Origin of the sequence: Terribacillus sp. AE2B 122 (assembly GCF_902497585.1) — a bacterium.
GTDB classification, from domain to species: domain Bacteria; phylum Bacillota; class Bacilli; order Bacillales; family Amphibacillaceae; genus Terribacillus; species Terribacillus saccharophilus_A.
Genome location: NZ_LR700944.1, coordinates 291,085 through 315,555, shown reverse-complemented (window position 1 = coordinate 315,555; position 24,471 = coordinate 291,085). Strand labels below are relative to the sequence as shown.

Below are 24,471 nucleotides of genomic sequence, written 5' to 3'. Positions count from 1 at the left end.
GGTGGTAATCCAAATCGTTCTCCTGCAGGGCTCTCAGCCGGTGACCCTGCTTTCTGTCAGGAGAGGGAAGATCTGAATCATGTCCTTCGCATCGCTTTTAAGATATAAAATTGTAAACAAAAAGACCGCACTCATCCCCCTGAAGGGACGATTGCGGTCGTGGTTCCACCCTAATTCCATCAGCATACGGCTGACGCTCCAAAATACGATAACGGTCTTCCCGATTACGGATACTTGTGTTTCCCCGTAATAGCTCCAAGGTGGTAATGCATGTGCTTATCTGCGAAGGTCCCAGCAATTCCTTCACTCTCTGAAAGATAGAGACGCGTGCATCTTGTCCTTATCAACGCTTCTGTTTTGTTGTATGCTCATTATACAGATACTGGATATAGCCGTCAAATGGAAATGAGGGATTTTTTTTGAGAGACCCAAAAGATACTGCCAAAAGATTCATCGAAACCAATCATCCGGAATGCGAAGGTGCGTTGCTTGCAGGTAGCTGCGCCAGAGGGGAGGCTACAGCTACATCCGATTTGGATATCATTATTCTATATGAGGGAGAAAATCGTGCTTACAGAGAATCGCTGCTCTTTGATGGCTGGCCCGTCGAGGTTTTTGTTTACACTGGAGAGGCTTACCGGAATTTCTTTGTCAGTGACGCCAAGAGAGGAATCCCTTCCATGCCCAGGATGGCGAGCGAAGCGATTATACTGAAGGATTCGCCAGCCATTATAAAAATGAGATCCGAAGCAAGCAGCATATTCACTGCTGGACCTTCACCTTGGGATAAACAAAAAATCGCTCATAATCGTTATATGATTACGAATTTAATTGATGATTTCCTTGATAAAGAAGTAGGCGGAGAAGCATATTTCCTGGCAAATGCAATCGTCAATGATCTGGCCATATTCACGCTTCGCACCAGAAAGCATTGGATTGGTTCTGGTAAGTGGATGTACCGGGAACTGAGGAGCATGGATTCAAATCTTGCAACTCAATTTGAACAAAGCTTAGAAGCATTTTATAAACAACAAGATAAGGGACCTATCGTGCAGCTGGCAGATGCTTGCTTGGGTCCATTCGGTGGTCGCCTCTTCGAAGGATATTATTTGGGGTAAGGGAGAGAACTCTATGAAAATAAGAAAATTGACAGCAGCTGATGCAGAAGCATATTGGGAACTACGACTACAAGCCTTGCAGGCTCATCCTGACGCATTCGGCACCTCCTATGAAGATGCGATAAAACAGGATAATCCGATAGAAAGAGTAAAGGGGAATTTAGAGAGTCCGGATGCTGAGACATATGGGATATTTGTGGATGAGAGGCTTGTTGGTAATGCCACACTGAGGTATGAGACGCCTGCTAAGCTTCGACACCGCGCTGATTTAGTAGCGGTTTACCTGGCTCCGGCAACACGAGGAAAAGGGTATGGAAAGATGCTGATAGCGCATATGATCCAGGTAGCTAAAGAACGAAAAGGGATAGAGAAGGTAAATCTTGCTGTAGCAGTGACAAATCCAGTTGCCAAGCATGTTTACGAACAAGCTGGGTTCAAGCAATTTGGTATAGAAAAGCATGCATTGAAAATCGGAGATACATATATTTCAGAAATACATATGGCTTTGATTTTGGAGGAGAGTAGATGATTTTCATTTTTGATTTGGATGGTACGATCTGCTTCAAAGGTAGACCTGTTACAAAGAATATTATAGACACCTTGAAAGAGCTGGAGCTGAATGGTCACCAAGTAATTTTCGCTTCGGCCCGACCAATTCGAGATTTGCTGCCTGTTATCGATGAGCACTTTCATTCAACCACTCTGATAGGAGGCAACGGTTCCCTAATCTCCAGTAACGGAAAGGTGATTTTCTCTCGAGCATTTTCATTTGTTCAATTAGCTGCCATGAAGAAACTTATCGACACATATAAAGCCACGTACTTAATAGACGGAGAATGGAACTATGCTTATACAGGAGATCCTGAGCACCCGATAAAGTCCAATCTGGATCCAAATAGTCTGGCTGAAGAAGTGCCGTTGATGGATCTGGATCAGGTAGTGAAAATACTTATCCTTAGCTCTGCTGATCAGGAGAAAATGGCTGCAGAGGCAGAAAAGCTAGGACTTCGCGTCCATCGTCATCATGGTGAGGATATTGTTGACATCAGCCCACCAGGTATCGACAAATGGAGTGCAATACAAGAATTCGGAATCAAGGAAAACGAGTATATCGCTTTTGGCAATGATTCGAATGATATTGAGATGTTTCGTCATGCCAAGTATGCGGTGATGATTGGCGAGCATGAAGAATTAGCCCGATATGCAGATAGAGCTGTTCCTTTGGATGAAATTTGCGAACAGACCATCGTGGATTGCTTGAAGGAATTAACTGATGAAAAAACGATTATGGAGCTTGCGTGAAATACATAGAGATTGGATTGGGAAATCGCTGGCTGATACGGACAGAATGTGAAAATGAAGATAGAACTGAGTATGAAAAGAAGGGGATAGATTTCCACTTATTTCATTTCCATATTTGGATAAATCGATCTGTATTCATCTTAGATACAAAGGATGGATGGAAGAAACAAAGAAAAGCCCGAAAAGCCTTCAAATTCATAATTGGTATAGTAAGTAAATGAACCCTCGCTAATGCGAGGGTTCATTCTTTAATCAACAAATAAATAAAGTAAGGTGCGCCAATTGCAGAGACAACCAATCCAATCGGAATCTCCGAAGGGGCCAGGATCGTCCGTGACAAGGTGTCTGCTACGAGCATGATGAGCGCTCCGATAAGTGCACAAATCGGAAGCAGATGCTTGTGATTCGGACCGACGATACGGCGGGCTAAGTGGGGTGCGACAAGTCCGAGGAACGTAATTGCCCCCCCAGCGGCTACGCAAGCTCCCGCCAGTGCAACTGCAAGTAGCAGCAGGATGGTCCGCTCTTTTTGCACCGGGGCTCCAACACCAACGGCGATTTGGTCGCCTAGTGTTAAAACGTTTAATGCTTTTGCTTTATAAATTGCATATGGGACGAGCAGTATAATCCAAGGCAAGAGTGCCAAGACATAATTCCAGCTCGTTTGCCAGATGCTGCCGTTCAGCCAGATAGTCGCCTGCGTGAAATCCTTCGGTTCCATCATAAGCTGGAAGACGATAATCAGACCGCCGAAAGCTGCGTTAACACCAATACCGACAAGGATAAGCCGGACTGGAGTGACGCCCTTCTTCCATGCCAGTGCATAGATAAGGCTTGCTGCCAGGAACGCCCCAGCGAATGCGAATAGTGGCATAATGAATACTTGCAGACTGCCTGTGCCGGCTAGTTTGTCCTGCAGGAAGAAAATATAAAGGACTACAGCAAAGCCTGCACCTGCATTAATTCCTAATATACCTGGGTCAGCCAGCCCATTTTGTGTTACACCTTGCAGAATTGCTCCTGCAATACCCATTCCGATGCCTATCAATAGTGCAATGACCATACGCGGCAGACGGAAATCGAATAAGATCACGTCAAATGAGCCATCCCCCGTACCAAGCAAAGTTCTTACAACATCGGCCGGTCCGATGGGGATTGTCCCTGTATTCAAGCTGATGAAAAATACAATGAGAATAGCAGCAAGTATTCCGATCGCTACCAGACTCGTTTTTTTCGCGGAGTGTATCATATGTTCTTACCCTCCCGCCGAGCTAGATAAATAAAGAATGGTACGCCGATCAAAGCAGTGAGGGCGCCAACAGGTGTTTCAAAGGGTGGATTGATCATCCGGGACGCAATATCTGCAAAGTTCAGCAGGATACCGCCTAATACAGCTGAACATGGAATAATCCAGCGATAATCTGGTCCGACGAGGAACCGGGTGATATGCGGAATAACCAATCCGACAAATCCGATTGTACCGCCTACTGAAACGGCAGCTCCTGTTAAAATCAGCACAACAAGCACTCCTGCTGCTTTCACCAGGCCAGTCTTCAAACCAAGTCCTGTCGCTACATCTTCTCCGAGACTAAGTGTCGTAACGGATCCGCTGATGAACAGTGCCAGTACCAAACCGATTGCAGCAGCAGGAAATAACAGTTTCACCGTATCCCATTGCACATTCGCAACACCGCCTGCGTACCAGAAGCTCAAATCCCGAGCAACATCAAAATGAATTGCCATTGCGTTGGAAAAGGATCCAAGCAATGCAGTGACAGCAGTCCCTGCCAATGCCAGCTTCACTGGTGTTAATCCGGTTTTGGCCAAAAGACCGATCCCGAAAACAAGTCCAAGGCCAAGTCCTGCACCAATAAATGAGAATAGGAGCAGATTCACATTGGAAATGCCAGGCAGGAAGACGAGTGCAATCGCAATCATGAACGTTGCACCTGAAGTTACTCCCATGATTTGCGGAGAAGCAAGCGGGTTACGAGTCATCCCTTGCATGATCGATCCGGATGCAGCAAGCATTGCGCCAATCAGAACTGCTGCTACAGAACGAGGCATGCGAAGCCGGTGAATGATCTGATGTGATGTATTTGTAGCGTCGTAATGGAAAATACTATTCCAGACAGTATTAAGTGAAATATCCGCTACACCGAATGCAATGGATAATCCTATCGAAAAAATCAGCAGGGTGATACCTGCGATAAGTATGATTGTGCCAACTAGTCTGCGTGCTTGCATCGTTATCCCGCTTTCTAAGCTCTATCTATGCCAAAAGAATGAAATGACGCTTGTAATTGATAATGAGAATTGTTATCATCTAATATGAGATTATAACATAAACCAAGAGGTGAGTCCCTTGTTCAAAAGAAAGAGTATGTTTTTACTTCTGGCAGTCTTCGCCAGTGTTGTATTCATTATAACAGGTTGCGGCAATAACGATTCAAGTGATAATGCCGAAAGTAACTCTTCTGACCAGGAGAGTAACGAAACTCGTACAGTGACAGATGCAATGGGTCATGAAGTTGAAGTTCCTGCAAATCCTAAAAATGTACTAGCTTCCTATTTGGAGGACAACCTTGTAGCGCTTGATATTAAACCAGTAGCACAATGGTCTGTAAATAACGGCTCTCCGCAAGGGTACTTGCAGGACAGCTTGAAAGATGTACAAACGATTGATTCCACACTTCCTTTCGAGGCAGTAGCTAGTGTTAAACCAGACTTAATCATCATGGATTCTGCATCCATGGTAGAAGGCGATAAATATGAGCAGTACAATAAGATTGCTCCTACTTACGTAATGGGAACGGAAGAAAATGGCGACTGGCGCAAAGAACTTCAGACAATGGGTGAGATCTTCGGTAAAGAAGATGAAGCACAAAAAGTTCTGGATGAGTATGATGCAAAAGCTTCAGATGCAAAAGAACAGATCCAAGGTGCAATTGGCGATGAATCAGCTGCAGCTATCTGGCTTGTTGGCGGACAGCTTTACATCGTTAGTGAAAACCTATCCAGCGGTGCGGTACTATATGGCGACCTAGGCATTACAGTTCCTGAAGGCGTCAAAGAAATTTCCGAAAGCGCAACAGCAAACTGGAATCCAGTTTCCCTAGAGCAATTGGCTGAGATGGATGTCGATCACCTCTTCTTGATTAACAGTGATGAAGGTGATGGATCTGAAATCCTTGATGATCCATTGCTTGCAAATGTACCAGCTATCAAAGATGGCAATGTGTATAAATACGATAAAGACACAAGCTGGCTGTACACTGGTCCGATTGCGAACGAGCAAATCGTGGACGATGCAGTTGAAAGCTTAGTGAAGTAAGTAAGAATAGACTTCTTCCCTGTGAAAATGGGGGAGAAGTTTTTTGAATTTGACATATACTAGAAGTAGCTGTAATCTTGTAAAAAACATAAGTAATTCGCTGACGAGAACAAGTAGTCAAGACAGCTTATCTTTAGAGAGTCGACGGTTGGTGCAAGTCGATGATAAGATCATGATGAAAATCCTCTCCGAGAAGCAAAGCCGACATGTAGGCTTTGACGGTTTTCCACCGATACAAGGGACGCGTATGATAGTACGTAGTGTTTCCGACTAAAACCACTACTTATGGTTTTTTTATTTTGGAATTTTCGGTAGATCCCGGCGCTGTGTATGCAGTGTCGGGATTTTTATTTTATCTGGAGGAGAGTGAAAGAGATGCAGGATAAAGCAGCTTTAAAAGAGCAGAAAATAAGAGAGTATTGGCAGGAGAACGACACTTTTCATACATCTGTTCGAAACAGGGAAGGAGAGAAGCCATACGTATTTTATGAAGGACCGCCAACAGCAAATGGAATGCCGCATGCAGGTCATGCATTAGGAAGAACGATCAAGGACTTTATCGCTCGCTACAAAACGATGGACGGTTATCAGGTCAAACGTAAGGCAGGATGGGATACGCATGGTCTGCCAGTTGAGCTGGAAGTCGAGAAACAGCTGAAGATAAGTGGTAAAGAGCAAATCGAAACGTACGGGGTAGAGCGTTTTATTGAAAAGTGTAAAGAAAGTGTATTCACGTATGAGCGGGAGTGGAAGCAGTTTACGGAAGCTCTCGGCTACTGGGTCGATATGGAGGATCCGTACATTACGCTGGATAACAGCTATATCGAATCTGTATGGCATATCTTGTCGCACATCCATGGGGAAGGTTTGTTGTATAAGGGGCATCGAGTCGTCCCATATTGTCCACATTGTGAAACATCCTTGAGCTCACATGAGGTAGCCCAAGGCTATAAAGATGTATCAGATTTATCTGCTACAGCTAAGTTTCTAGTGGAAGGTACGACTGACGAATACTTGCTGGGCTGGACAACTACACCTTGGACACTACCTGCGAATGTCGCAATCGCGGTCCATCCTGAACTTAACTATGTGACAGTCCAGCAGGAAAATGAGAAATATATCGTTGCAGAGGGATTGGCAAAGAAATTATTCAAAGACGATTTTCAAGTTGTAGAATCCCGCAAAGGAAAGGACTTAGCGGGTGTCCGTTATGAAGCGCCTTTCTCTTACGTCCAAATAGACAAAGGGCACCAAGTAGTGTTAGCAGATTTCGTTACAGATCAGAGTGGAACGGGTCTTGTGCACATCGCTCCGGCATATGGGGAAGATGACTATCGCGTCGTTCAGGATAATGATCTTGATTTTGTCCACATTGTGGATGGGAAAGGGAGATATATAGAAGAAATCACACCGCTCGCTGGCCGTTTCGTAAAGGATTGTGATGTGGATATCATCAAGCTGCTTGCAGAGAAGAACAGGTTATTCCATAAAGAGAAATACACCCATAGCTACCCGCATTGCTGGCGCTGCGACTCTCCGCTTCTGTATTACGCAATGGAAGGCTGGTTCATCCGCATGACTGATGTGAAGGAGAAAATGCAAGAGAATAACCGGCAGGTCGAGTGGCATCCAGGTCATATGCAGGAAGGGCGGTTCGGTAAATTCCTCGACAATATGGTCGATTGGAATATCGGCAGAAATCGGTACTGGGGTACGCCTTTAAATGTATGGACCTGTAAATGCGGCAAAGAAAAAGCGCCCGGATCCATCGCAGAATTAAGGCAGGAAGCGATTGGTTCTGTACCGGAAGATGTGGAACTGCATAAGCCATATGTAGATCAGATCCAGCTGCGTTGTGAGTGTGGAGATACGATGCAGCGTACGAGCGAAGTGATTGATGTATGGTTTGACAGCGGCTCGATGCCATTTGCACAATATCATTATCCTTTTGGTGACAAAAAGTTGTTTGAAAGCCAGTACCCAGCTGATGTTGTCATCGAGGGAGTCGATCAGACAAGAGGATGGTTCTACAGTCTCCTTGCTGTATCTACTTTGGTAACTGGGAAGGCACCTTATAAACGTGTCCTGTCACTAGGGCACATCCTTGATGAAAATGGACAGAAGATGTCAAAAAGCAAAGGTAACGCGCTGAATCCGACTGAGCTCATGGAAACGTACGGAGCAGACGCATTACGGTGGGCGCTCCTTTCCGATAGCGCGCCTTGGAACAATAAGCGTTTCTCGGAACGAACAGTTGCACAAGCAAAATCGAAGATGATTGACACATTGTCTAACGTCTTTTCCTTCTATCAGCTCTATCAGCAAATCGATCAATTTGATGGAGAGAAGGACAATGGCGGAGTGCGTTCGACACTGGATGAATGGATCCTATCCCGCTTGCACAGTGTTACCAAGCAAGTAAACGATTATTTGGAGCAGTATGATATCACAAATGCTGCAAGAGAATTGGGCACGTTCTTAGATGAATTGAGCAATTGGTATGTAAGAAGATCACGTCAGCGGTTCTGGAGCAGTGGTATGACCGAGGACAAACGTGCAGCATTCAGTACGCTCTATGAAGTACTGAAGAAAACGGCACAGCTGCTGGCACCATTTACACCATACATCGCGGAAGACATCCATTTGCAGTTAACTGGTAACAGTGTCCATTTAACAGATTATCCAAAGCCTTGCGACGAGTTAATCAATACCCAGCTGGAGGAGGATATGACAACAGTCCTTCAAGTTGTTGAACTGACCCGTGCAGCCAGAAATACAGCCGGAATCAAGACAAAGCAGCCCCTCGCAGCAGTGTATGTGTTAGGTGAAAATTGTGTTGCTGAACGATTGGCAGGCTATGCTGCAACGATAAAAGAAGAGACGAATGTAAAAGAAATAAAATTAGAAAATAACGATCACTTGTTCACCCACTCTGCGAAACTGGATTTTGCAGTTGCCGGACCAAGACTCGGCAAGCGTGTTGGAGAAGCAAAACAGGCATTAGCTCAGATTGAACAGGTGCAGATAAAAGAGTTGTTAGAAAAAGGCAAGATAGCTATATCTAATTTAGAGCTGACAAAAGCAGAGGTCATCATAGAAAAAGTGCCTTCCAACCAGCTGCTGCTATCGGAAGGAAATGGACTGTCTGTACTTTTAGATACGAAGCTTACAACGGAACTGAAGGAAGAAGGATTTGTTCGTGAAGTAATCCGTGAAGTGCAGACGTATCGGAAAGAGCTTGATCTGCCTGTTGAAAAGCGCGTGAATCTATATATCGATGCCAGCCCTGCAGTAATAGATGTGCTGCAAAAATATACGGATATGCTTCATCATAATCTCGTTTTACAGGAAGTACTTTATAAACAGTATGAGAAGGCAAAGGGTGTCGAAGTAGAAGGAGAGCATTTGCAGCTTGGGGTCGAATAAGTACTGTGCTTGCTGGACGATGGAACCGTAAATGTCGAAACAAATAATGTGTACTTCCTGTATGTTTGATAAAACCTCTATCGCGGTAAACATAACTATACCAAAAGGAGGTATGCTTTATGGCAAGAAGGAATCCAGCACGCAAGGCAGCGCTAAGTGTCGTTTGCGCAGGAGCTGTTCTAGGGTCTGGAAGCTTCATGATTCCGGGTGCGGTATCTGTTGACGCCGAAACTAGGGAAGCGGTCCATTCTTCCGAAACGAATGAAGCAGCTCTTGAAACACTCCAGACTATCTATACGCAGGCTTCTGAAGGATCTTCCATCGGAGTGGCCGGCAATTTCACTATAGGTGAAACGACGCGGACAGATATTGTGGATAGACTTGGGGAACCTTTCCTATCTGATGCTTATGACACGTATCATGCAGAGATGGGGAATCCGGGTTTCAGCTTCGCATACAGTCAAGATGGCACATTGAAGGAAATTCGCTATTTGGGAACCAATGTTGAGCGCCAGACGAATCTAGACAGCATTACACCTGCTGTATTGGAGGAGCAGCTTGGCAAGGCAGATGCCATTACTTCGATCTCGCAGACAAACCAGCATAAATATCTATATGAAACCGGCGATTTTGAACTGGAATTCATCGTGAATGATGAAACACTTCAAGTCGATCATGTAAATCTTGTACCAATTAATTAGGCGAAGCAGGAGGATCACTCCTGCTTTTTTGCTGCCCGAATTATATACTGCAGGGGCAGTATGAGCGTTCCAATCAGAGTTGTAATGAGGAGAAATATACTAGGTTGTGCGTGCAAGTAGATGTCCAGTGCAGTACAAATTGCTGCCGTCAGCAGAAAGAGGTCGTATGCAGAAAAACCTTTTTCTCTGCTGCTTGTCCAGCCGATTACATAAAGAGGAACAATGATAGATGTCCACATATCACTTTGAGTGAATGCAGATTCGGAAGTAGCTTTATAAAGAAGCCAGCTGTAAATCGGGATTGTCAGTATAAAGCTGCAAATTGTAAACAATAGATGCTTTTTCAATAGAAAGCCCCTTTCTTACAGGATTTCCTTTAAGTGTACACGAATGATGTTAGGATATGGTTAAAAATAGGAGGTTTTCCTGAATGGCTAAAATAGCAATTATCACAGGTGTTTCGTATCCTCGCTCCATTGGTACGGCAGTATGTCGCCGATTAGCAGAACAAGGGGTGGATATCTTTTTTACATATTGGCGCGCCGGTGAGACATGGCCCGATCAGTTAACGAATGAAATAAGTGAAATGGGAGTTAGGTGCAAAGGACTGGAAGCAGATCTTGAGCAACCGGAGGCTGCCGAAGCTATTCTGTATAAAGTACAAAAGCAGTTCGGAGTTCCGGCTATACTGGTCAATTGTGCTGCCTTTTCCGAGAATGGTACCTATGCGGAGCTTGATGTGGTCCAGTTGGATCGTCATTATGCTGTGAATATGAGAAGTGTCTTTTTGCTTTGCTCGGGATTCGCAAAACTCTTCAAAGAGCATCGGCCAGCTGACAAAGGAAGTATCGTAAACCTCACTTCTGGTCAGAGCCAAGGACCTATGCCTGACGAAATGGCATACATCGCTACAAAAGGTGCCATTACCGCATTCACCCAGTCACTTGCGGCTGACTTGGCGCAGTTTGGAATCAATGTGAATGCAGTCAATCCAGGGCCGACAGACAGTACATGGATGACAGACGATATAAGACATCACCTGCTTCCACAATTTCCAATGGGAAGAATCGGGGAGCCGGATGATGCTGCGAGACTCATCAGCTTCCTAGTCGGAGAAGATGGCTATTGGGTGACAGGGCAGGAGCTTCATTCAGAAGGGGGTTTCCTCCGCAGATGACATATATGGAAAATAAATCTATTAATGGTTCCTGCTTTCAGTTAAGATGAAGGGGATGTAAGTAGGAGGGGGACACTAATTGCGCTATTTATATGAAGAAACTGTAAAGGAAACAGGAAAAGAGATGCCTGGGTATCCTGCATTTGCGGGATTGATGAAAAGCATGCAAGAGGAACTCCAAGAAAAGTACGGTGAATTTTACGCTGTGTATAATACAGATGATATTCATTTTGAATTATGGACAATCGTAGAAGAAGATATCCGAAAAGAAAATCCAGAAATTGAGCATGTTGCCCAGCTTTTTGAGCGGCTGGAGAGCTATACATTTGAATATGATGAAGAAGCACAAGTACCAGTTTACAAGGTATACCGTGCATTGAATAACCAGTTGTATGCCTATCCTGATGCTGGTGTAGCTTTTGCGAGAATCCCGTATTTCAGTGATGCGAGCATCGTGTATTTGCAATGTGTGCTGGCAACAGGGAAAGAGAATATCACCTCCTTCCTGCAAACGCTTCGGGATAGAGTCTGGAAGAAAAGCAGAGATGAAGTTCTTGTCTTTAAGGATAATGGCGAGGGTGTATCACAGGAACAGCAGCAAGTAACGAATACAGTGACACGCGAAGATGTCGTGCTGAGTGAATCTGTAAAAAAAGAGATTTATGGCATGCTGGATCAATTCTTTACGGAAGATCGATCCTTCTTCACAACCTATGATATTCCGTATCGCCGTGGAATTCTTTTATATGGACCGCCTGGAAACGGAAAAACAACACTTGTGAAATCAATCGCCAATACAGTTGCGGCACCAGTCGCTTATTGGCAGATTACTGAACATACATCCAGTGAATCAATAGAAGAAGTATTCAGTTCAGCTACACGACTGGCACCAATGGTTCTGGTTATCGAAGATATTGACTCTATGCCAGATGAAGTGCGTTCCTACTTCTTGAATACATTGGATGGGGCGACGTCTAAGGAAGGTATTTTCTTAATTGGTACAACCAACTATCCAGAGGAAATCGACCCCGGTTTGATTAACCGCGCAGGACGATTCGATCGAGGCTACGAAATTACTTTGCCAGATGCATCCTTGCGCAGCCAGTACGTAGAGAAAGTTGGTTTCCTGAATCTACTGGACCAAGAAGAAGTGGACAAAGTGGTGGTTAAGACAGAAGGTTTCTCGTTTGCTCAGCTCAAAGAGCTCTTTGTTTTTCTGGCAGCAGCCAAACATCAAGGTGATGAGGTTTCCGCTAAAGACATCATTAAGAATATGAAGCGGGAATTTAAGAAAAGCAAGTCCGGAAAATGGTGGGAAGAACAGCAGGATGAATTAGGATTCCGTTGAAAATCTGAGAGACACCATCTATGTGAAGAATAATAAAAGAGTCCGAAAATATCATCAAGAAGTTGTATTTAACCGGAGATGCATCTCCGGTTAATGGCTTTAATTGAAATATGCTGTTGTCACTTCAGCCCTTCAAGTTCTTTTTTTCTTTTTTTGCCTAATTTCCAGATGACAATCCCGCCGGCAGCAGCAATGATTAATGCTAACATGCCATACTTATAGTAATCGAGATATGCTTCCACCCTAGTCCATGAAGCCCCGACCCATACCCCTAACATAACGACTATCGAATTCCAGATCAAAGTTCCTATAGCAGAGAAGAAAAGGAATATTCCAAAATGCATCTTGGCCATACCAGCAGGAATAGAGATCAAGCTCCTTACGAGGGGAATGAAACGACAGAGGAATACAGCCCACATATCATACTTCTCGAACCATGCTACAGCTTTATGCAGATGAGCTGGATTGAGGCGCAGCCATTTGCGTCGCTTTTCTATCCAATTCGAAAGCTTGTCTATATCAAACAATGTTCCAATCCAGTACAAAATCGAAGTGCCAACCATCGCGCCTAATGTAGCTGCCAGTATTACAAAGATTGGATGTAAGCTAGTAGTAGCTGCAAGAAAGCCTCCGAACAACAGAGTGACTTCCGAAGGCAGCGGAGGAATTACAATCTCTACCATCATCAAGAGGGCAATAGCAGGATAACCATAGGCAGCCATTAATTCATTCATCCACGTTTCCACGTAAGTATCTCCTTTTGCTATTTACTACTATTCATCATTGCGGTATGGACAACCAACGTATCATCTAGATAGCCGAATGGAAATATATAATCAGGCAGCACATCTATAGGATTGATAAAATAAAGTAAAGCTGCACCAAAAAGTATTAATTCTCGTTTTGTTCCGATACCCGATTGGAATTTATAAAACATGTGCTTTAGATCATTTACTAGTTTTCCCGCACTTCCAACAGATGAAATTTTGTCATTGAATTCATTTTCAATTATTTGTTTTCCTCCATCAGTAAGCGAAATCTCCTCATAAGCAGCCAGTTGATTTAGCATTCTTTCTGTTGTGAAGGAAGGGTCAGCCTGCTTGCAAAGAGCTTCCAAATGATGTTCTGTTTGTAAGGTTTCGGTTTGGTCCAGAAAACCGGCCGCACGCATCAATTCCTCGTGTGAAACATCCAGAACTTCACTGAACTTCTTAAGGTGGTTAACGGTCACTTTGCGTTTACCATTCAGTATCTTGGATATGATAGCAGTATCAATTGCAGTGCGTCTGCTCAATTCTCGGATGGATAGATTTTTTTCCTTGATTAAGGAACGTAGAAGATTCTCTATATTGGAATTATCTTTGTTAATGTCCATAATGCAGACATCTCCTCTTTTAAGATTTCATTTTCTAACCGTACAAGGATGTTGACAATTTGTCAATAGATGCGGTAGAAAGGAATGAGAAAGAAGGAAAGAAGGAAAGAAAAAATGCAAATAAAGCGTGACCACATTACCATTTTGCTCTTATGTGCTATATCTGGAGTGATTGATGTATTAGGTTATATTGGATTATCGCATGTGTTTACTGCCAACATGACAGGAAACATTGTGTTGCTAGGTATTGGTATCGGGGATGCAAGGCAGGTTGTTTTGAGTAATGCTGCTTTAGCATTAGTGGGTTTCATCATTGGGATCGTTGCAACTGTATTTATACAAAGGAAGAGCGGTAAATCAAGAAGTATTTTAACTTGGGAATTTATTTTGTTCTTACTGTCTGCGGCAGTGATTCTGCTCATGCCGGCCAGTGGCACTGTATCATCAATTATCCTCCTAATACTAAGTACAGCTATGGGAATGCAAACTATAGCAGGAAGGAATCTCAAGATTGCTGGTCTTTCCTCAACAGTACTAACGAGTACACTTGCAGCCTTCATAGAAGGGCTTGTGGGAGCGATGCAAAAGAATGCTCAAAAGCTTTCGCTTGATACATACCTTAGAGGTGGTGCTATTCTTTTGTACCTATTAGGTGCAGCTGCAGGTAGTTTAAGTGAAAGACTCATCGGACTGCATACTATTTGGATAGGTGTGGCGTTGCTAGCATTAGTACTCCTGCTCCAAAGGAAAAAAACTATTGCGTAATAAAGAAGAAGATCCAGACGGATCTTCTTCTTTATTTGCTTATAATATCATGTATAGCAGTTATCTCATCCTCTGGCACTATCAAGTAATAAATTCCATTGATTTTTGTGCCTTCGCCTCTCATTTCATGCTCTTGAACAGAATTACGAACATTACGGTAATCTGTTAGCAGATGACGCATGGAAGCAAGGTTGATATTTGTCTGCACGTTTTTGCCCAATACATCTAGTAAGTCATCAATTTTGCCAACAGATTTGATGTTGGCACCTTTATTGAGTACGGCTTCAATTACTTGACGCTGTCTGGCGTTCCTTCCAAAATCCCCGTCAGGGTCTAAGTGACGCATTCTTGCATAGCCCAAAGCTTGCTGGCCATCCAAATTGATTTGCCCTTTTTTATAATGATAGTCCTTTTTGTAAAAGCCTTCATCATACCAGTCCAGTTTATTATCTACTGTTACACCGCCTACAGCATCAACAAGATCGGCTAGCCCCTGCATATTGATCTCTACAAAATAATCGATATCAGCGTCCAGCAGATTCTCTACTGTTTCCAAGGACATGTCAACACCGCCAAAAGCATAGGCATGATTGATTTTATCAACTGTATTGTGTCCAATAATTTCCGTTCGAGTGTCCCGTGGAATACTTACCAATTCCATAGATTCAGTGGCTGGATCCAATGACATAAGCAACAAAGCATCTGAACGCCCAGAATCAAATTCCCTTTCATCAATACCAAGCAAAAGAACATTAATTCTCTCTTTGTTCTTGATTTTCTTAGATGTCACACCTTCATCAATCGCAGTCGTTTCCTTCTGAATACCGTCAACTGTCTGTTTTACATCCCTTGCAGTAAGAAGGAGGAAGGAACCAACTCCAATTACGAGGACAAGAAGGATAAGTATGATATACCTCCCTATTCGTCGCTTGCGCTTACGTTTTGTTTTACGTTGTCTTTCCATTTTCGTACTACCCCCCATACCATTCCAAGGTACGCTGTTGTTGACGATTTGTCAACATCGTGTATAAAAGAAACTGTTAGAGGGATACTAATTTTATCGTACTAATGGCTCCATTTACTTCCCAGCAACAGACCTGCCCGATGAGTATGGAAGGGAGGAATGTCTGCCATGAAGGAATGCCCAACCAATCCCAAACAGCCAAAAGATAATCTGGCTCTTCTGCTCGCACTCTTCACTGTCATCCCTACAGCTTGCAACCAACTACTTGATGCTGCTCATAAATTATTTCAGCTATTTCAACTCTTATAGTAAGAAGAGCTGTAAGGTTTCCCTTGCAGCTCTTTTTTTGTTAATTTAATTTTTGGCCAATCGTTGAATGGTCAAGACGGACATATTGTTTATCTTTGCGATCTTTCACTGCAACACCTATTGCTGCTAGATCCAATCGTAACTGTCTGGCCATCGTTTCCTGGCCATTTTCCAAACAACCTTTTCTTGCTCGTAATAAGGCATGCACAGCTGCTGGTATTTGGTGGTCATTTTCATACCAGCGGCGGTAAGCGGCTTGGTATGGGTCTGAGTCGAACCATGGATATCCTAGTGAGAGAAATATCTTTGCGATTTTCTTTTTGTTTCCATCATATTTCTCATTGAACAGTTCATTCTCTTGTTGCCCTACAAATACAAGTGATTTCCCGTCCATATAGATGGATTGAAGATCTTCTTTGCGGAAATTGTCTTTTGTATCTCGTATCTTAACAGTCACGGAATCATCGTTAATAAAGACTCTCAGTGTTTCATAGAAAATGAACTGGGAAAGAGCTATTCCAGCAACAATGCCTAAAATGCAAAGGATGACAGATGCCGTCATTCCTGAATAAGAAGCTATTTTTTCAATGACTCCTTGATAAGGAAGCCATGGAAGCTTCAGAATCGATCTGGCTAAAACAGGTAAATACCAGCCAGCAACTGCTCCAAGAATGGGTGGTACTAAGTGTACAGCGTATTTTTCATTTCTCGTCAGCCCGAATTCAATATTCCTCATATCAGTCATCTCCCATCACATAAGAAACAGCTTGGGTCCAAACGGCAGTACTTTCCACTTTAATACCCATTAAAAGATAGCTGCTAATGTTGTCTAGAACCAATCCGAGTAATTGAGATTTAGCAGTTAAGTCTCCTTCTTTTATTACACCAAGCTTCTGGCCGTGAATCAGCAGTCTTCTAAAGCCGTCGAGAAATTCTGTCAGTGTATGTTTGAGCTTTTCATCATAGGCCTGTTTCTGTCCGGCATACACAATAAAATGGTTAATTATTTTCAAAAGCTCAGGATTTTCATCGTACTCCTGCAGTAAATGCAGTCCATTGTCTGTAAGCAGGGAGGAGAAATTATCCTTTGTGTACGTTTCTAAAGGGAAATAGTGATCAAATTGATAGTCATCGAAAAGCAGATGAAATAAATGATCGAGTAGTGCTTCCTTAGAAGAAAAATAATAATAAATCGCTGGTTTTGATATACCAGCTTTGTTAGCTATCATGGATAAGCTGGCCTTCTCCAGCCCAAATTCTGCTACAAGTGCTAATGCTGAATCGATTATATGCTTATACGTATCTCCTTTTGCCACGGTCTCATCCTTATAAGTTTGTTTATACACTGTATTTTACTTACCGGTCGGTAAAATATCAAGTTTATAACAATAATTTACAATAATTCCAAATGGTTTGCTACAATGAGGAAAAAGGGGTGATTACATGAATGTCATCTTATTATTCGGACCACAGGCTGTCGGGAAAATGACAGTCGGACAAGAGCTGGAAAAGCAACTGGGTTATCGTTTACTGCACAATCATATGACAATTGATTTATTAGTACCTTTCTTTGGCTTTAGTGATGAAATGTGGCGTCTATCCACACTTTTTAGAGAAGAAATATACCGATCTGTTGCGAAAACAAATCTGCCGGGTTTCATATTTACCTTCGTATGGGATTTTTCAAGTGATGAAGATTGGGAAACAGTTGATAGAATGTGTGCCATCTTCAAGAAGCAGCACATACAAATTTATTTCGTTGAGCTGCAAGCTGGTGTTGATACCAGGTTGAGACGTAATGTAACTGAAAACCGTTTGGAACATAAACCGACAAAACGGAATATTGCCTTTTCAGAAGCGGATCTCCTCCGCACAATGGAAACCAGCCGTCTGCAATCGAGAGAGGGAGAAATTAAAGAAGCAAATTATTTGCAGATTCAAACCGATGACCTTCTAGCCTCTGCGACAGCAGAGCGGATTATTCAGCATTTTAGTTTGGAGGATAAATGATGAGCATTGTGCATAAATTTTGTGCAGGTTTTTTGCTCGTCAGTATGTTTTCCCTTTGCATTGGATTAAGTGGCTTTCTGCAAGAGGGTCAGCAGATAAGCATTTCTGGAGCACTCATCTTCGCTATCTATATGAGTCCATTCATTTTTATCTATGGCATCTTCATCTCCTGGTTGATCAGCAGGAAAGTAAAACCAGTCAATAAAGGGCAGATAGGACTTTATATCGCACTCCATGGTTTAGGAGGGCTGCCTTTTGCAGTATTGAGTCTTTCTTCGCAAAGTACGGCTGCTTTTCTGTTTAGTGCAGGATTGGGTGCTTTTTTGGCGATCCTGTTCGCTTTGATAGAACTGGGTCTGTGGCATATAACACAGAAGGGGCGTATCGGATGGCTTGTAATGTATGTACCCTTTATAGCGTATCTGATAGTCTACATTATTGGTCAAGTACAGTCGGTACCGCCGCCGATTGATGAAATGGGTGACGTCGATCCAGGTTATTCTGCCAGAGAGGCCGTTGCATTTGTTACACAACAGCATGGCCAGGAAGAAAATGGCGGCTTCCCAGAGAAAACAAAAAAGGTAGTAGAATGGGAGTTATTTGGAGAACGTTTGACGAGAGAGACGGTTATTGAAAAAGTTCCGGGGGAAAAGGAAACATATTATGTGACTTTGATAGAAAAGAATTTGGATCGGCAGGAAGTCTATAAAACAACCTACCTGACAAAGGAAAATGAGATGATGTTGCACAATAGAGTGAACGAATAACAAAAGGAGGGATAAAATGGACAACAAGGCAATCATTCTTTTTGATGGTGTATGCAATTTATGTAATAGCAGTGTCCAATTTATCATCAAACATGACAAGGATGCTTATTTCAAATTCGCTTCCCTCCAAAGCGATTTTGGCGGACAGTTGAAAGTGAATAAGCAAATTCCGGATCACGTAGACAGCATCATACTTGTGGAAAATGGAAGGGTGTATATGCAATCCAGTGCAATTTTGCGTATTGCACGTCATCTAGACGGTGCATGGAAACTGTCTGCTGCAGCTCTAATCATTCCACGGCCAATTCGGGATTTAATCTATCGATATGTTGCTAGAAATCGTTATCGTTGGTTCGGCAGACAAGATCAATGCATGCTGCCATCACCCGATTTAAAAGAGCGATTTTTGTGAGAATAAAGATTTTATGAAGATTCAGCAGAGCTCCTATACAAATTGTCTGAGGAACGGTATCATACTAGCAGTAGCCAAGAACGGCAAATATTGCATAGAAAAGAGTCAGCTGATGAGAATAACGATCCTGGCCGCAATCGTACTGTGCTTGATTGGCGCGGGTATCTATTCGATTGCGTCGAACAACAAGAAGGAAGTGGAAGCAGTAACCGCTTTGAAACAGCTATTTGTCGCCACTGATGGGGATGATGAGAATGAAGGAACGAAAGAAAAACCTCTTCGTACGATACAAGCAGCAGTGGATCAGGCCACCGCTGGTACGACCGTTTATATTCGTGGTGGTACTTATACGGATGGATTTGAAGTAGCTCATAGCGGAGCGAAAGAGGCACCAGTGATCATTCGTAATTTTAAAGATGAAAAAGTGGTTATCAGCGGCAAAGACAAGGTAATGGAAGAAGATACAGCACTTGTAAATGTAGACAGTAAGCAATACATAACAATTCAAGGACTAACCATTCAGGATTTGAATGCAGATTCTCCAGACTTCGCTGTGATGGGTATTTTCATAACGGGCAACAGCTCTAATATTAATATCATTCAAAATCATATCCACCATATAGGGAACAACTCAGATGAAGGTAATGCTCATGGCGTTGCGGTATATGGAACCGGCAAGATGGAACAGATCCGAGTTATGGATAATATTGTAGAAGAATTGACGCTTGGTCTTAGTGAAGCGGTAGTGCTGAACGGTAATATTGATGGATTTGCTGTAACGGGCAATACTGTTCGTCATAATAACAATATTGGAATCGATCTTATTGGTTATGAGGGCACATCAGAAGACCCTGATGCAGATTATGTACGGAACGGAACAGTACAAGGCAATGTAGTACATGATAACTCTTCTTTTGGTAATCCAGCATATGGAGAAGACTATTCTGCAGGCGGCATCTATGTTGATGGTGCAAAAGATATTAAAATCAAAGCGAATACAGTTTTTCGGAATGATTTAGGTATTGAAGCAACGTCTGAGCACAAAGGACAGTACGCAGACAACATCGAAATCACTGAAAACAACGTATATGAGAACAACTATACAGGCATTTCAATCGGCGGTTACGACGAGGACCGAGGCGGCACTAAAAATTCGTCTATCACTTATAACGTGCTCTTCCGAAATGACACAAAAGATCTTGATGGCGGTCAACTGCTTCTGCAGCATGATATTAGCGGCAATGATATATCACATAATGTGTTTACTTCCAGCAAAACAGGACTTTTCATATCTAATTATTTCAAATCAAACAGCAGCAATACTATGACAAGAAATGTTTACGATAAAGAAGAGAGCCGGGAAAACAGCTGGATTTGGAAACAGCAAGAATATAACGATTTTACTAAATATCAAGAAGCGACCGGACAAGAAGAGGATTCTGCTTTTATAGAAGTGCATTACATGGATGTCTCGAGTAAGGATTTCACCCTAAAAGAAGGTACGACTGCTCAAGCAGTAATAGACTGAGAAAAAACCTGCATGCTAAGCATGCAGGTTTTTTCGTAAGAAGGTTGTGGAATGACGATGCATCGCCCTTTTACAAAATAGGATTACAGCTGCGTAAATATTCTCTTATCTTTGTAGTGTTTCTGTAAACGGATACAAATGTAGACGAGTATTTGCTATGCTTTATCTATTAAAATATAAGGGAGGAATCTGCTCGTGAAAAGAGCGATGGATTGGAAGTTCTTCATATTGGCTGTATTGCTTATTCCTATTACGTTTTTCGGCTATGCCGTACAAAGCCAGGCTGAAACTGCAGCTGACCCTGCACCGGAAATACAGCCAAAGGGGGGAGCGAACGGGAAAAAGGTCTTATTTGATAATTCACATGGACAGACTGCGGGTGCTGCAGACTGGGTTATTGATGGTGCTTTTTCTGATTTTGGTAATGGATTAGCTGAGGAAGGCTATTATGTGAAGGAATTACGGAAAACATCCGCTATCACGTATGAGGATCTGAGTGCGTATGATGTTTTCGTCATTCCGGAGCCGAACATCCCATTCAAGACATCGGAGCAGGATGCTATGCTGCGCTACACGCAGGAGGGCGGCAGTATTTTCTTCATCGGTGACCATTACAATGCGGATCGCAACTTTAACCGCTGGGATTCTGGTGAGATCTTCAACGGTTATCGCCGGGGCGCTTTTGAAGACCCAACCAAAGGTATGTCGGCTGATGAAGCGAATTCTGATCGAATGCAAGGTGTAGAAAGCTCTGATTGGCTAGGTGATAATTTCGGTATTCGCTTCCGGTTCAATGCTGTAGGTGATATCGAATCTGGACAGACTGTGGTCGAACCATCTGATTCTTTCGGTATTACAGAAGGTATTGAAGTCGTTGAATCCCATGCAGGAGCTACATTGACAATTCTCGACCCGACGAAATCCAAAGGCTTGATTTATTTCCCGGAAAATATCCCGGCTTGGCCGAATGCTGTCGACCAAGGGGTGTATGCTGGCGGTGGAATTGATGAAGGAGCTTTTGCGGCAATATCCAAATTGGAGAAAGGTAAAGCTGCATTCATAGGTGATTCATCACCTGTAGAAGATGCTACACCTAAGTATCTTCGAGAGGATAGCGGCAGAACTAAGCGTACGTATGACGGTTTTACTGGAGAGGGTAATAACGGGCAGTATCTGCTTAATGTCATGGAATGGCTAAGCGAAAAAGAAGACTATTCCAGCTTTGAGGAAACATCTATTTCTTTGAGTGAAGTGACGCCTTTGCTGGAAACAGCTACAATCAATGAAAATCCTGAACTGACTACTGAAACGGAAGCAGAGCCATGGTCAAATCCACCAGCTGGATACCGTTGGTATGATCCGAGTACATTTGCAGCTGGTTCTTACGGTTCCGATGAAGTAGCATCAAATCCGAAGTATGACGTCGTGACACCTGCTACATTGCCGACACAACAAGAGTTTACTGTGCGAGTTGTGGTTGAGGATTTACAGCCAGGTGAGACACTGACAGGTTTGCAACTGGGAAGCTACTTACCAGGCGGGCAGCAGATCGGGAAATTCAACACAACTGGATCTTGGCCGAGCAGCTATGGATATAGCAGCAGCTTCTCTGTCACAGCAGATGCGACAGGAAGAGCTGTAGCAGAAATTCCTGCACAATTAAATCCGTCGACCGCAGATGGCACAGCAAGCCTGCGACTTCGCAAGGATGGCAGCAATCTGCTGACGAAGTCTGTACAGGTCGGAAACGTTGAAACAGAGCCTTTACCGGAAGACGAGGTGGAGCTTCCGCAGCTGGTAGCTATTCAGGAAGCGCGCAACGTACAGGATGGAGAAGTTGTTACTATTGAGGGCATTGTAACATCTGCTCCGGGCAGCTTTGGCGGTAAAGGTTTCTATGTACAAGACGACACTGCCGGTATTTATGTTTTTCAGGACAGTGACAGTTTCAAAACTGGAGATCATGTCCAAATCAGTGCTGTAAAAACTACTTTTAATGGAGAAGTGGAAGTAACAGACATCATCAAGTCTGAAATTACTGGACAAGCAGATGTCCCTGCACCTAAACCTGTTTCTTCGATTGATGATACGAACCAAGGGCAGCTTGTTAAGCTTAGTGAAGTGACTATCCAGAATATCGAAGCGGTCGGCACTTATGGTACGTTCGAGTTCGATGCACAAACAGCTGATGGAAATGTGAATCGTGTGCGGGTCGACAATCGAATCGGATTAAATTATGATACCTTCACTTCACAATTCCAAGAAGGGGAAAAAGTTGATATTACAGGTATCTCATCTATCTTCAATGATACGTATCAGCTAAAACCTGTTGCAACGGATAATATCGTTAAGTCAGCTCAAGCAGAAGAACCGGTTCCATGTAAAACTGACAACGGTAAACACAAGGGTGCGGATAAAGGAAAAGGCAAAGGAAAAGGCCACGATAAAAGCTGGAAATGTGCCGCATAAAAGCAAAAAGAAGCAGGGATGTAATAATCCCTGCTTCTTTTTTTGTGCTGCTTCTTTCATGCTAAATGGTTTTCTTGCTCTCCATTTATAATCAAAGTAAATGTGAAACGTAATGCGTTTAACCATTTTTAATATGGATTCTTCGCTAATACCAATTAAACGGCATCAGCAATTGATGGAATAAAAGCGAATTTTCCGTTTGTGGAGCTTTCTTTTCATGTTAATCGGTACGCATCTGTAGTTACCTACATAGAATGACTTGAGTCAAAAAGGAGGGATATCATGTCTGAAAGTTACGGCGGAAAAGGATACGGTAGCGGTTTCGCGCTTCTAGTAGTTCTTTTCATTTTGTTGATCATCATCGGTGCTTCTTACGTTGGAGGCGGCTACGGCTACTAATCAATGCGAAAAGAAACCGCGGTTATTTACCGCGGTTTCTTTTCTTCTTTTTCTTTTCATAATCAAAGGTTACCTCTGTTAGGGCAATGAAAGCTGCGACAACTATCTCTATATACCATGCTAAATTTATAGGTTCGTATAAGCCGTTCACAATGGATATGGCAATCCAATTCACTACAAAGTTCAAGGAAAAAGCAACCATAAAATCATAAAATGTCTGTATTTTATGTTTCTTAGTGAAAATATAATAGATAACTTTTGCAATTAACTCACCGAAAATACTTAGAACAAGATATACACCTACAAATACGGCCAAATGCTTGGGAGATTCATAAGCAGCACCAAGGATACTTAAAGCACCCAGAAATCCGAAATAGTAGAGGGCAGCTACGAATGCGAATGTAAACCCTACTAGTATGGATAGAATAATTGTTACGGAAATCTTTGATACTCTGTTTCTTTTACCTTTACGCTGCTGTGTTGCCACGCTATCACCTCATGCATTCTCTCTGACTCTTAATACGAATAATCTATCTAAAAGTTTCATATAGATGGACAGTCAGAGCGAAGCAGGCTGTACATGACCATATCTAAAAAAATACCATTCAATTTTTCAAAATGACGTAAGGTACCTTCTTCATGAAAGCCAGCTTTTTCGAGCAGACGACGTGAAGGTGCATTGCCGGGCTCTACCTTTGCTTCTATTCTGTTCAATTTTAACGTTTGGAAGCCTTCCTCGATCAAGGCTTGTAGTGCTTGGGTCATATAACCTCTTCTCCAGAAATCCTTTCCTATCTCATAGCCAATTTCTCCGCGTTGATTCACGGCATCAATGTAATTGAACCGCAAGTACCAACGATTGTGTCATCTTCTAGCAGGATTGTGTAGCGATCAGCATGTTCCAGTTGTATGAGGTATAAAATCATCTCTTCTGCTTGCTCTACAGAATGCATTGGGGTGATATTCATAAAAGCAGTTACTTCCGGATTGGACCAGAATTGGAATAAGGTCGGTGCATCGGAAATGGAGATGGGACGCAGATGAATTTGTTTTTGATTGTACAAACT

The 24,471-nt window shown here is 42.9% G+C and carries 24 protein-coding genes, 2 pseudogenes and 1 other annotated feature; of the genes and pseudogenes, 16 read left to right on the top strand and 10 right to left on the bottom strand.

Going from position 1 to position 24,471, the window contains the following annotated elements:
* Positions 1-140 precede the first annotated feature (140 nt).
* Positions 141-356 (bottom strand) — a binding site (T-box leader).
* 63 nt (positions 357-419) lie between these two features.
* Genes AE2B122_RS10000 through AE2B122_RS09985 form a run of 4 tightly spaced genes read left to right on the top strand, consistent with a single transcriptional unit; the run spans position 420 to position 2,641 of the window.
* Positions 420-1,118: a nucleotidyltransferase domain-containing protein gene (locus tag AE2B122_RS10000; protein WP_175073963.1), complete on the top strand. Its 699-nt coding sequence runs from the start codon at positions 420-422 to the stop codon at positions 1,116-1,118.
* Positions 1,119-1,131: 13 nt separating this feature from the next.
* On the top strand, positions 1,132-1,647 hold the full coding sequence (locus AE2B122_RS09995; RefSeq protein ID WP_175073962.1) for a GNAT family N-acetyltransferase: 516 nt from the start codon (positions 1,132-1,134) through the stop codon (positions 1,645-1,647).
* Complete coding sequence (locus AE2B122_RS09990) at positions 1,644-2,420, top strand: HAD-IIB family hydrolase (RefSeq protein WP_175073961.1); 777 nt, start codon at positions 1,644-1,646, stop codon at positions 2,418-2,420. The genes AE2B122_RS09995 and AE2B122_RS09990 overlap by 4 nt, the downstream gene beginning before the upstream one ends.
* Positions 2,417-2,641 carry a DUF3977 family protein gene (locus AE2B122_RS09985; protein ID WP_175073960.1) on the top strand — a complete coding sequence of 75 codons (225 nt, stop codon included), beginning with the start codon at positions 2,417-2,419 and terminating at the stop codon, positions 2,639-2,641. The genes AE2B122_RS09990 and AE2B122_RS09985 overlap by 4 nt, the downstream gene beginning before the upstream one ends.
* 20 nt (positions 2,642-2,661) lie before the next feature.
* On the opposite strand, the gene AE2B122_RS09980 is transcribed toward AE2B122_RS09985, so the two are convergent.
* Positions 2,662-3,669, bottom strand: a complete 1,008-nt coding sequence (locus tag AE2B122_RS09980) for an iron ABC transporter permease (RefSeq protein ID WP_175073959.1) — start codon at positions 3,667-3,669, stop codon at positions 2,662-2,664.
* Entirely contained in the window at positions 3,666-4,667 is a 1,002-nt protein-coding gene (locus tag AE2B122_RS09975; RefSeq protein ID WP_175073958.1) for an iron ABC transporter permease, read from the bottom strand. Before AE2B122_RS09975 ends, AE2B122_RS09980 begins: the two co-directional genes overlap by 4 nt.
* A 118-nt stretch (positions 4,668-4,785) precedes the next feature.
* Here AE2B122_RS09975 and AE2B122_RS09970 point away from each other — a divergent pair, with 118 nt between their 5' ends.
* The 3 genes from AE2B122_RS09970 (at position 4,786) to AE2B122_RS09960 (ending at position 9,881) form a co-directional block, all read left to right on the top strand.
* Positions 4,786-5,754, top strand: coding sequence for an iron-hydroxamate ABC transporter substrate-binding protein (locus AE2B122_RS09970; RefSeq protein WP_371809516.1), 969 nt, complete (start codon positions 4,786-4,788; stop codon positions 5,752-5,754).
* A 375-nt stretch (positions 5,755-6,129) separates the two neighbouring features.
* Positions 6,130-9,180: an isoleucine--tRNA ligase gene (gene ileS / locus AE2B122_RS09965; RefSeq protein WP_175073957.1), complete on the top strand. Its 3,051-nt coding sequence runs from the start codon at positions 6,130-6,132 to the stop codon at positions 9,178-9,180.
* 119 nt (positions 9,181-9,299) lie between these two features.
* Positions 9,300-9,881, top strand: a complete 582-nt coding sequence (locus tag AE2B122_RS09960) for a YjgB family protein (protein ID WP_175073956.1) — start codon at positions 9,300-9,302, stop codon at positions 9,879-9,881.
* Positions 9,882-9,895: 14 nt separating this feature from the next.
* Here the strand turns inward: AE2B122_RS09960 and AE2B122_RS09955 are convergent, their stop codons facing one another.
* Entirely contained in the window at positions 9,896-10,228 is a 333-nt protein-coding gene (locus tag AE2B122_RS09955) for a hypothetical protein (RefSeq protein ID WP_175073955.1), read from the bottom strand.
* 83 nt (positions 10,229-10,311) lie between these two features.
* Between AE2B122_RS09955 and AE2B122_RS09950 the strand changes: the two genes are divergently transcribed.
* Both AE2B122_RS09950 and AE2B122_RS09945 read left to right on the top strand, forming a co-directional pair.
* Positions 10,312-11,058: an SDR family oxidoreductase gene (locus AE2B122_RS09950; protein WP_175073954.1), complete on the top strand. Its 747-nt coding sequence runs from the start codon at positions 10,312-10,314 to the stop codon at positions 11,056-11,058.
* 124 nt (positions 11,059-11,182) lie between these two features.
* Positions 11,183-12,406: an ATP-binding protein gene (locus tag AE2B122_RS09945; protein WP_095219906.1), complete on the top strand. Its 1,224-nt coding sequence runs from the start codon at positions 11,183-11,185 to the stop codon at positions 12,404-12,406.
* A gap of 119 nt (positions 12,407-12,525) precedes the next feature.
* Here AE2B122_RS09945 and AE2B122_RS09940 read toward each other — a convergent pair whose 3' ends face one another.
* Both AE2B122_RS09940 and AE2B122_RS09935 read right to left on the bottom strand, forming a co-directional pair.
* Complete coding sequence (locus AE2B122_RS09940) at positions 12,526-13,152, bottom strand: DedA family protein (protein WP_175073953.1); 627 nt, start codon at positions 13,150-13,152, stop codon at positions 12,526-12,528.
* Between the two features lie 17 nt (positions 13,153-13,169).
* Entirely contained in the window at positions 13,170-13,781 is a 612-nt protein-coding gene (locus AE2B122_RS09935) for a DUF1232 domain-containing protein (protein WP_175073952.1), read from the bottom strand.
* Between the two features lie 84 nt (positions 13,782-13,865).
* Between AE2B122_RS09935 and AE2B122_RS09930 the strand changes: the two genes are divergently transcribed.
* Positions 13,866-14,546, top strand: coding sequence for a YoaK family protein (locus tag AE2B122_RS09930; protein WP_175073951.1), 681 nt, complete (start codon positions 13,866-13,868; stop codon positions 14,544-14,546).
* A 31-nt stretch (positions 14,547-14,577) separates the two neighbouring features.
* Here the strand turns inward: AE2B122_RS09930 and AE2B122_RS09925 are convergent, their stop codons facing one another.
* The 3 genes from AE2B122_RS09925 to AE2B122_RS09915 form a co-directional block, all read right to left on the bottom strand.
* Positions 14,578-15,510, bottom strand: coding sequence for an LCP family protein (locus AE2B122_RS09925; protein ID WP_175073950.1), 933 nt, complete (start codon positions 15,508-15,510; stop codon positions 14,578-14,580).
* Between the two features lie 349 nt (positions 15,511-15,859).
* Positions 15,860-16,555 carry a hypothetical protein gene (locus tag AE2B122_RS09920; protein WP_175073949.1) on the bottom strand — a complete coding sequence of 232 codons (696 nt, stop codon included), beginning with the start codon at positions 16,553-16,555 and terminating at the stop codon, positions 15,860-15,862.
* Position 16,556: 1 nt separating this feature from the next.
* Positions 16,557-17,135, bottom strand: a complete 579-nt coding sequence (locus tag AE2B122_RS09915) for a TetR/AcrR family transcriptional regulator (RefSeq protein ID WP_175073948.1) — start codon at positions 17,133-17,135, stop codon at positions 16,557-16,559.
* A gap of 127 nt (positions 17,136-17,262) precedes the next feature.
* Here AE2B122_RS09915 and AE2B122_RS09910 point away from each other — a divergent pair, with 127 nt between their 5' ends.
* The 6 genes and pseudogenes from AE2B122_RS09910 to AE2B122_RS09885 all read left to right on the top strand — a co-directional run bounded on the left by AE2B122_RS09910 (position 17,263) and on the right by AE2B122_RS09885 (position 23,404).
* Positions 17,263-17,829 carry an AAA family ATPase gene (locus AE2B122_RS09910; RefSeq protein WP_175073947.1) on the top strand — a complete coding sequence of 189 codons (567 nt, stop codon included), beginning with the start codon at positions 17,263-17,265 and terminating at the stop codon, positions 17,827-17,829.
* Positions 17,829-18,596 carry a hypothetical protein gene (locus AE2B122_RS09905; protein ID WP_175073946.1) on the top strand — a complete coding sequence of 256 codons (768 nt, stop codon included), beginning with the start codon at positions 17,829-17,831 and terminating at the stop codon, positions 18,594-18,596. Before AE2B122_RS09910 ends, AE2B122_RS09905 begins: the two co-directional genes overlap by 1 nt.
* A gap of 16 nt (positions 18,597-18,612) precedes the next feature.
* Positions 18,613-19,008, top strand: a complete 396-nt coding sequence (locus AE2B122_RS09900; RefSeq protein WP_095272053.1) for a thiol-disulfide oxidoreductase DCC family protein — start codon at positions 18,613-18,615, stop codon at positions 19,006-19,008.
* A 112-nt stretch (positions 19,009-19,120) separates the two neighbouring features.
* Positions 19,121-20,536, top strand: coding sequence for a DUF1565 domain-containing protein (locus AE2B122_RS09895; protein ID WP_175073945.1), 1,416 nt, complete (start codon positions 19,121-19,123; stop codon positions 20,534-20,536).
* Between the two features lie 207 nt (positions 20,537-20,743).
* Positions 20,744-22,864: pseudogene (locus tag AE2B122_RS09890) on the top strand (DUF5689 domain-containing protein); the annotation flags it as partial.
* 423 nt (positions 22,865-23,287) lie between these two features.
* Positions 23,288-23,404 carry a YjcZ family sporulation protein gene (locus AE2B122_RS09885; protein ID WP_095219779.1) on the top strand — a complete coding sequence of 39 codons (117 nt, stop codon included), beginning with the start codon at positions 23,288-23,290 and terminating at the stop codon, positions 23,402-23,404.
* A gap of 22 nt (positions 23,405-23,426) precedes the next feature.
* Here AE2B122_RS09885 and AE2B122_RS09880 read toward each other — a convergent pair whose 3' ends face one another.
* Complete coding sequence (locus AE2B122_RS09880; RefSeq protein ID WP_095219780.1) at positions 23,427-23,891, bottom strand: YrvL family regulatory protein; 465 nt, start codon at positions 23,889-23,891, stop codon at positions 23,427-23,429.
* A 56-nt stretch (positions 23,892-23,947) separates the two neighbouring features.
* A pseudogene (locus AE2B122_RS09875) lies at positions 23,948-24,468 on the bottom strand (GNAT family N-acetyltransferase).
* Positions 24,469-24,471 lie beyond the last annotated feature (3 nt).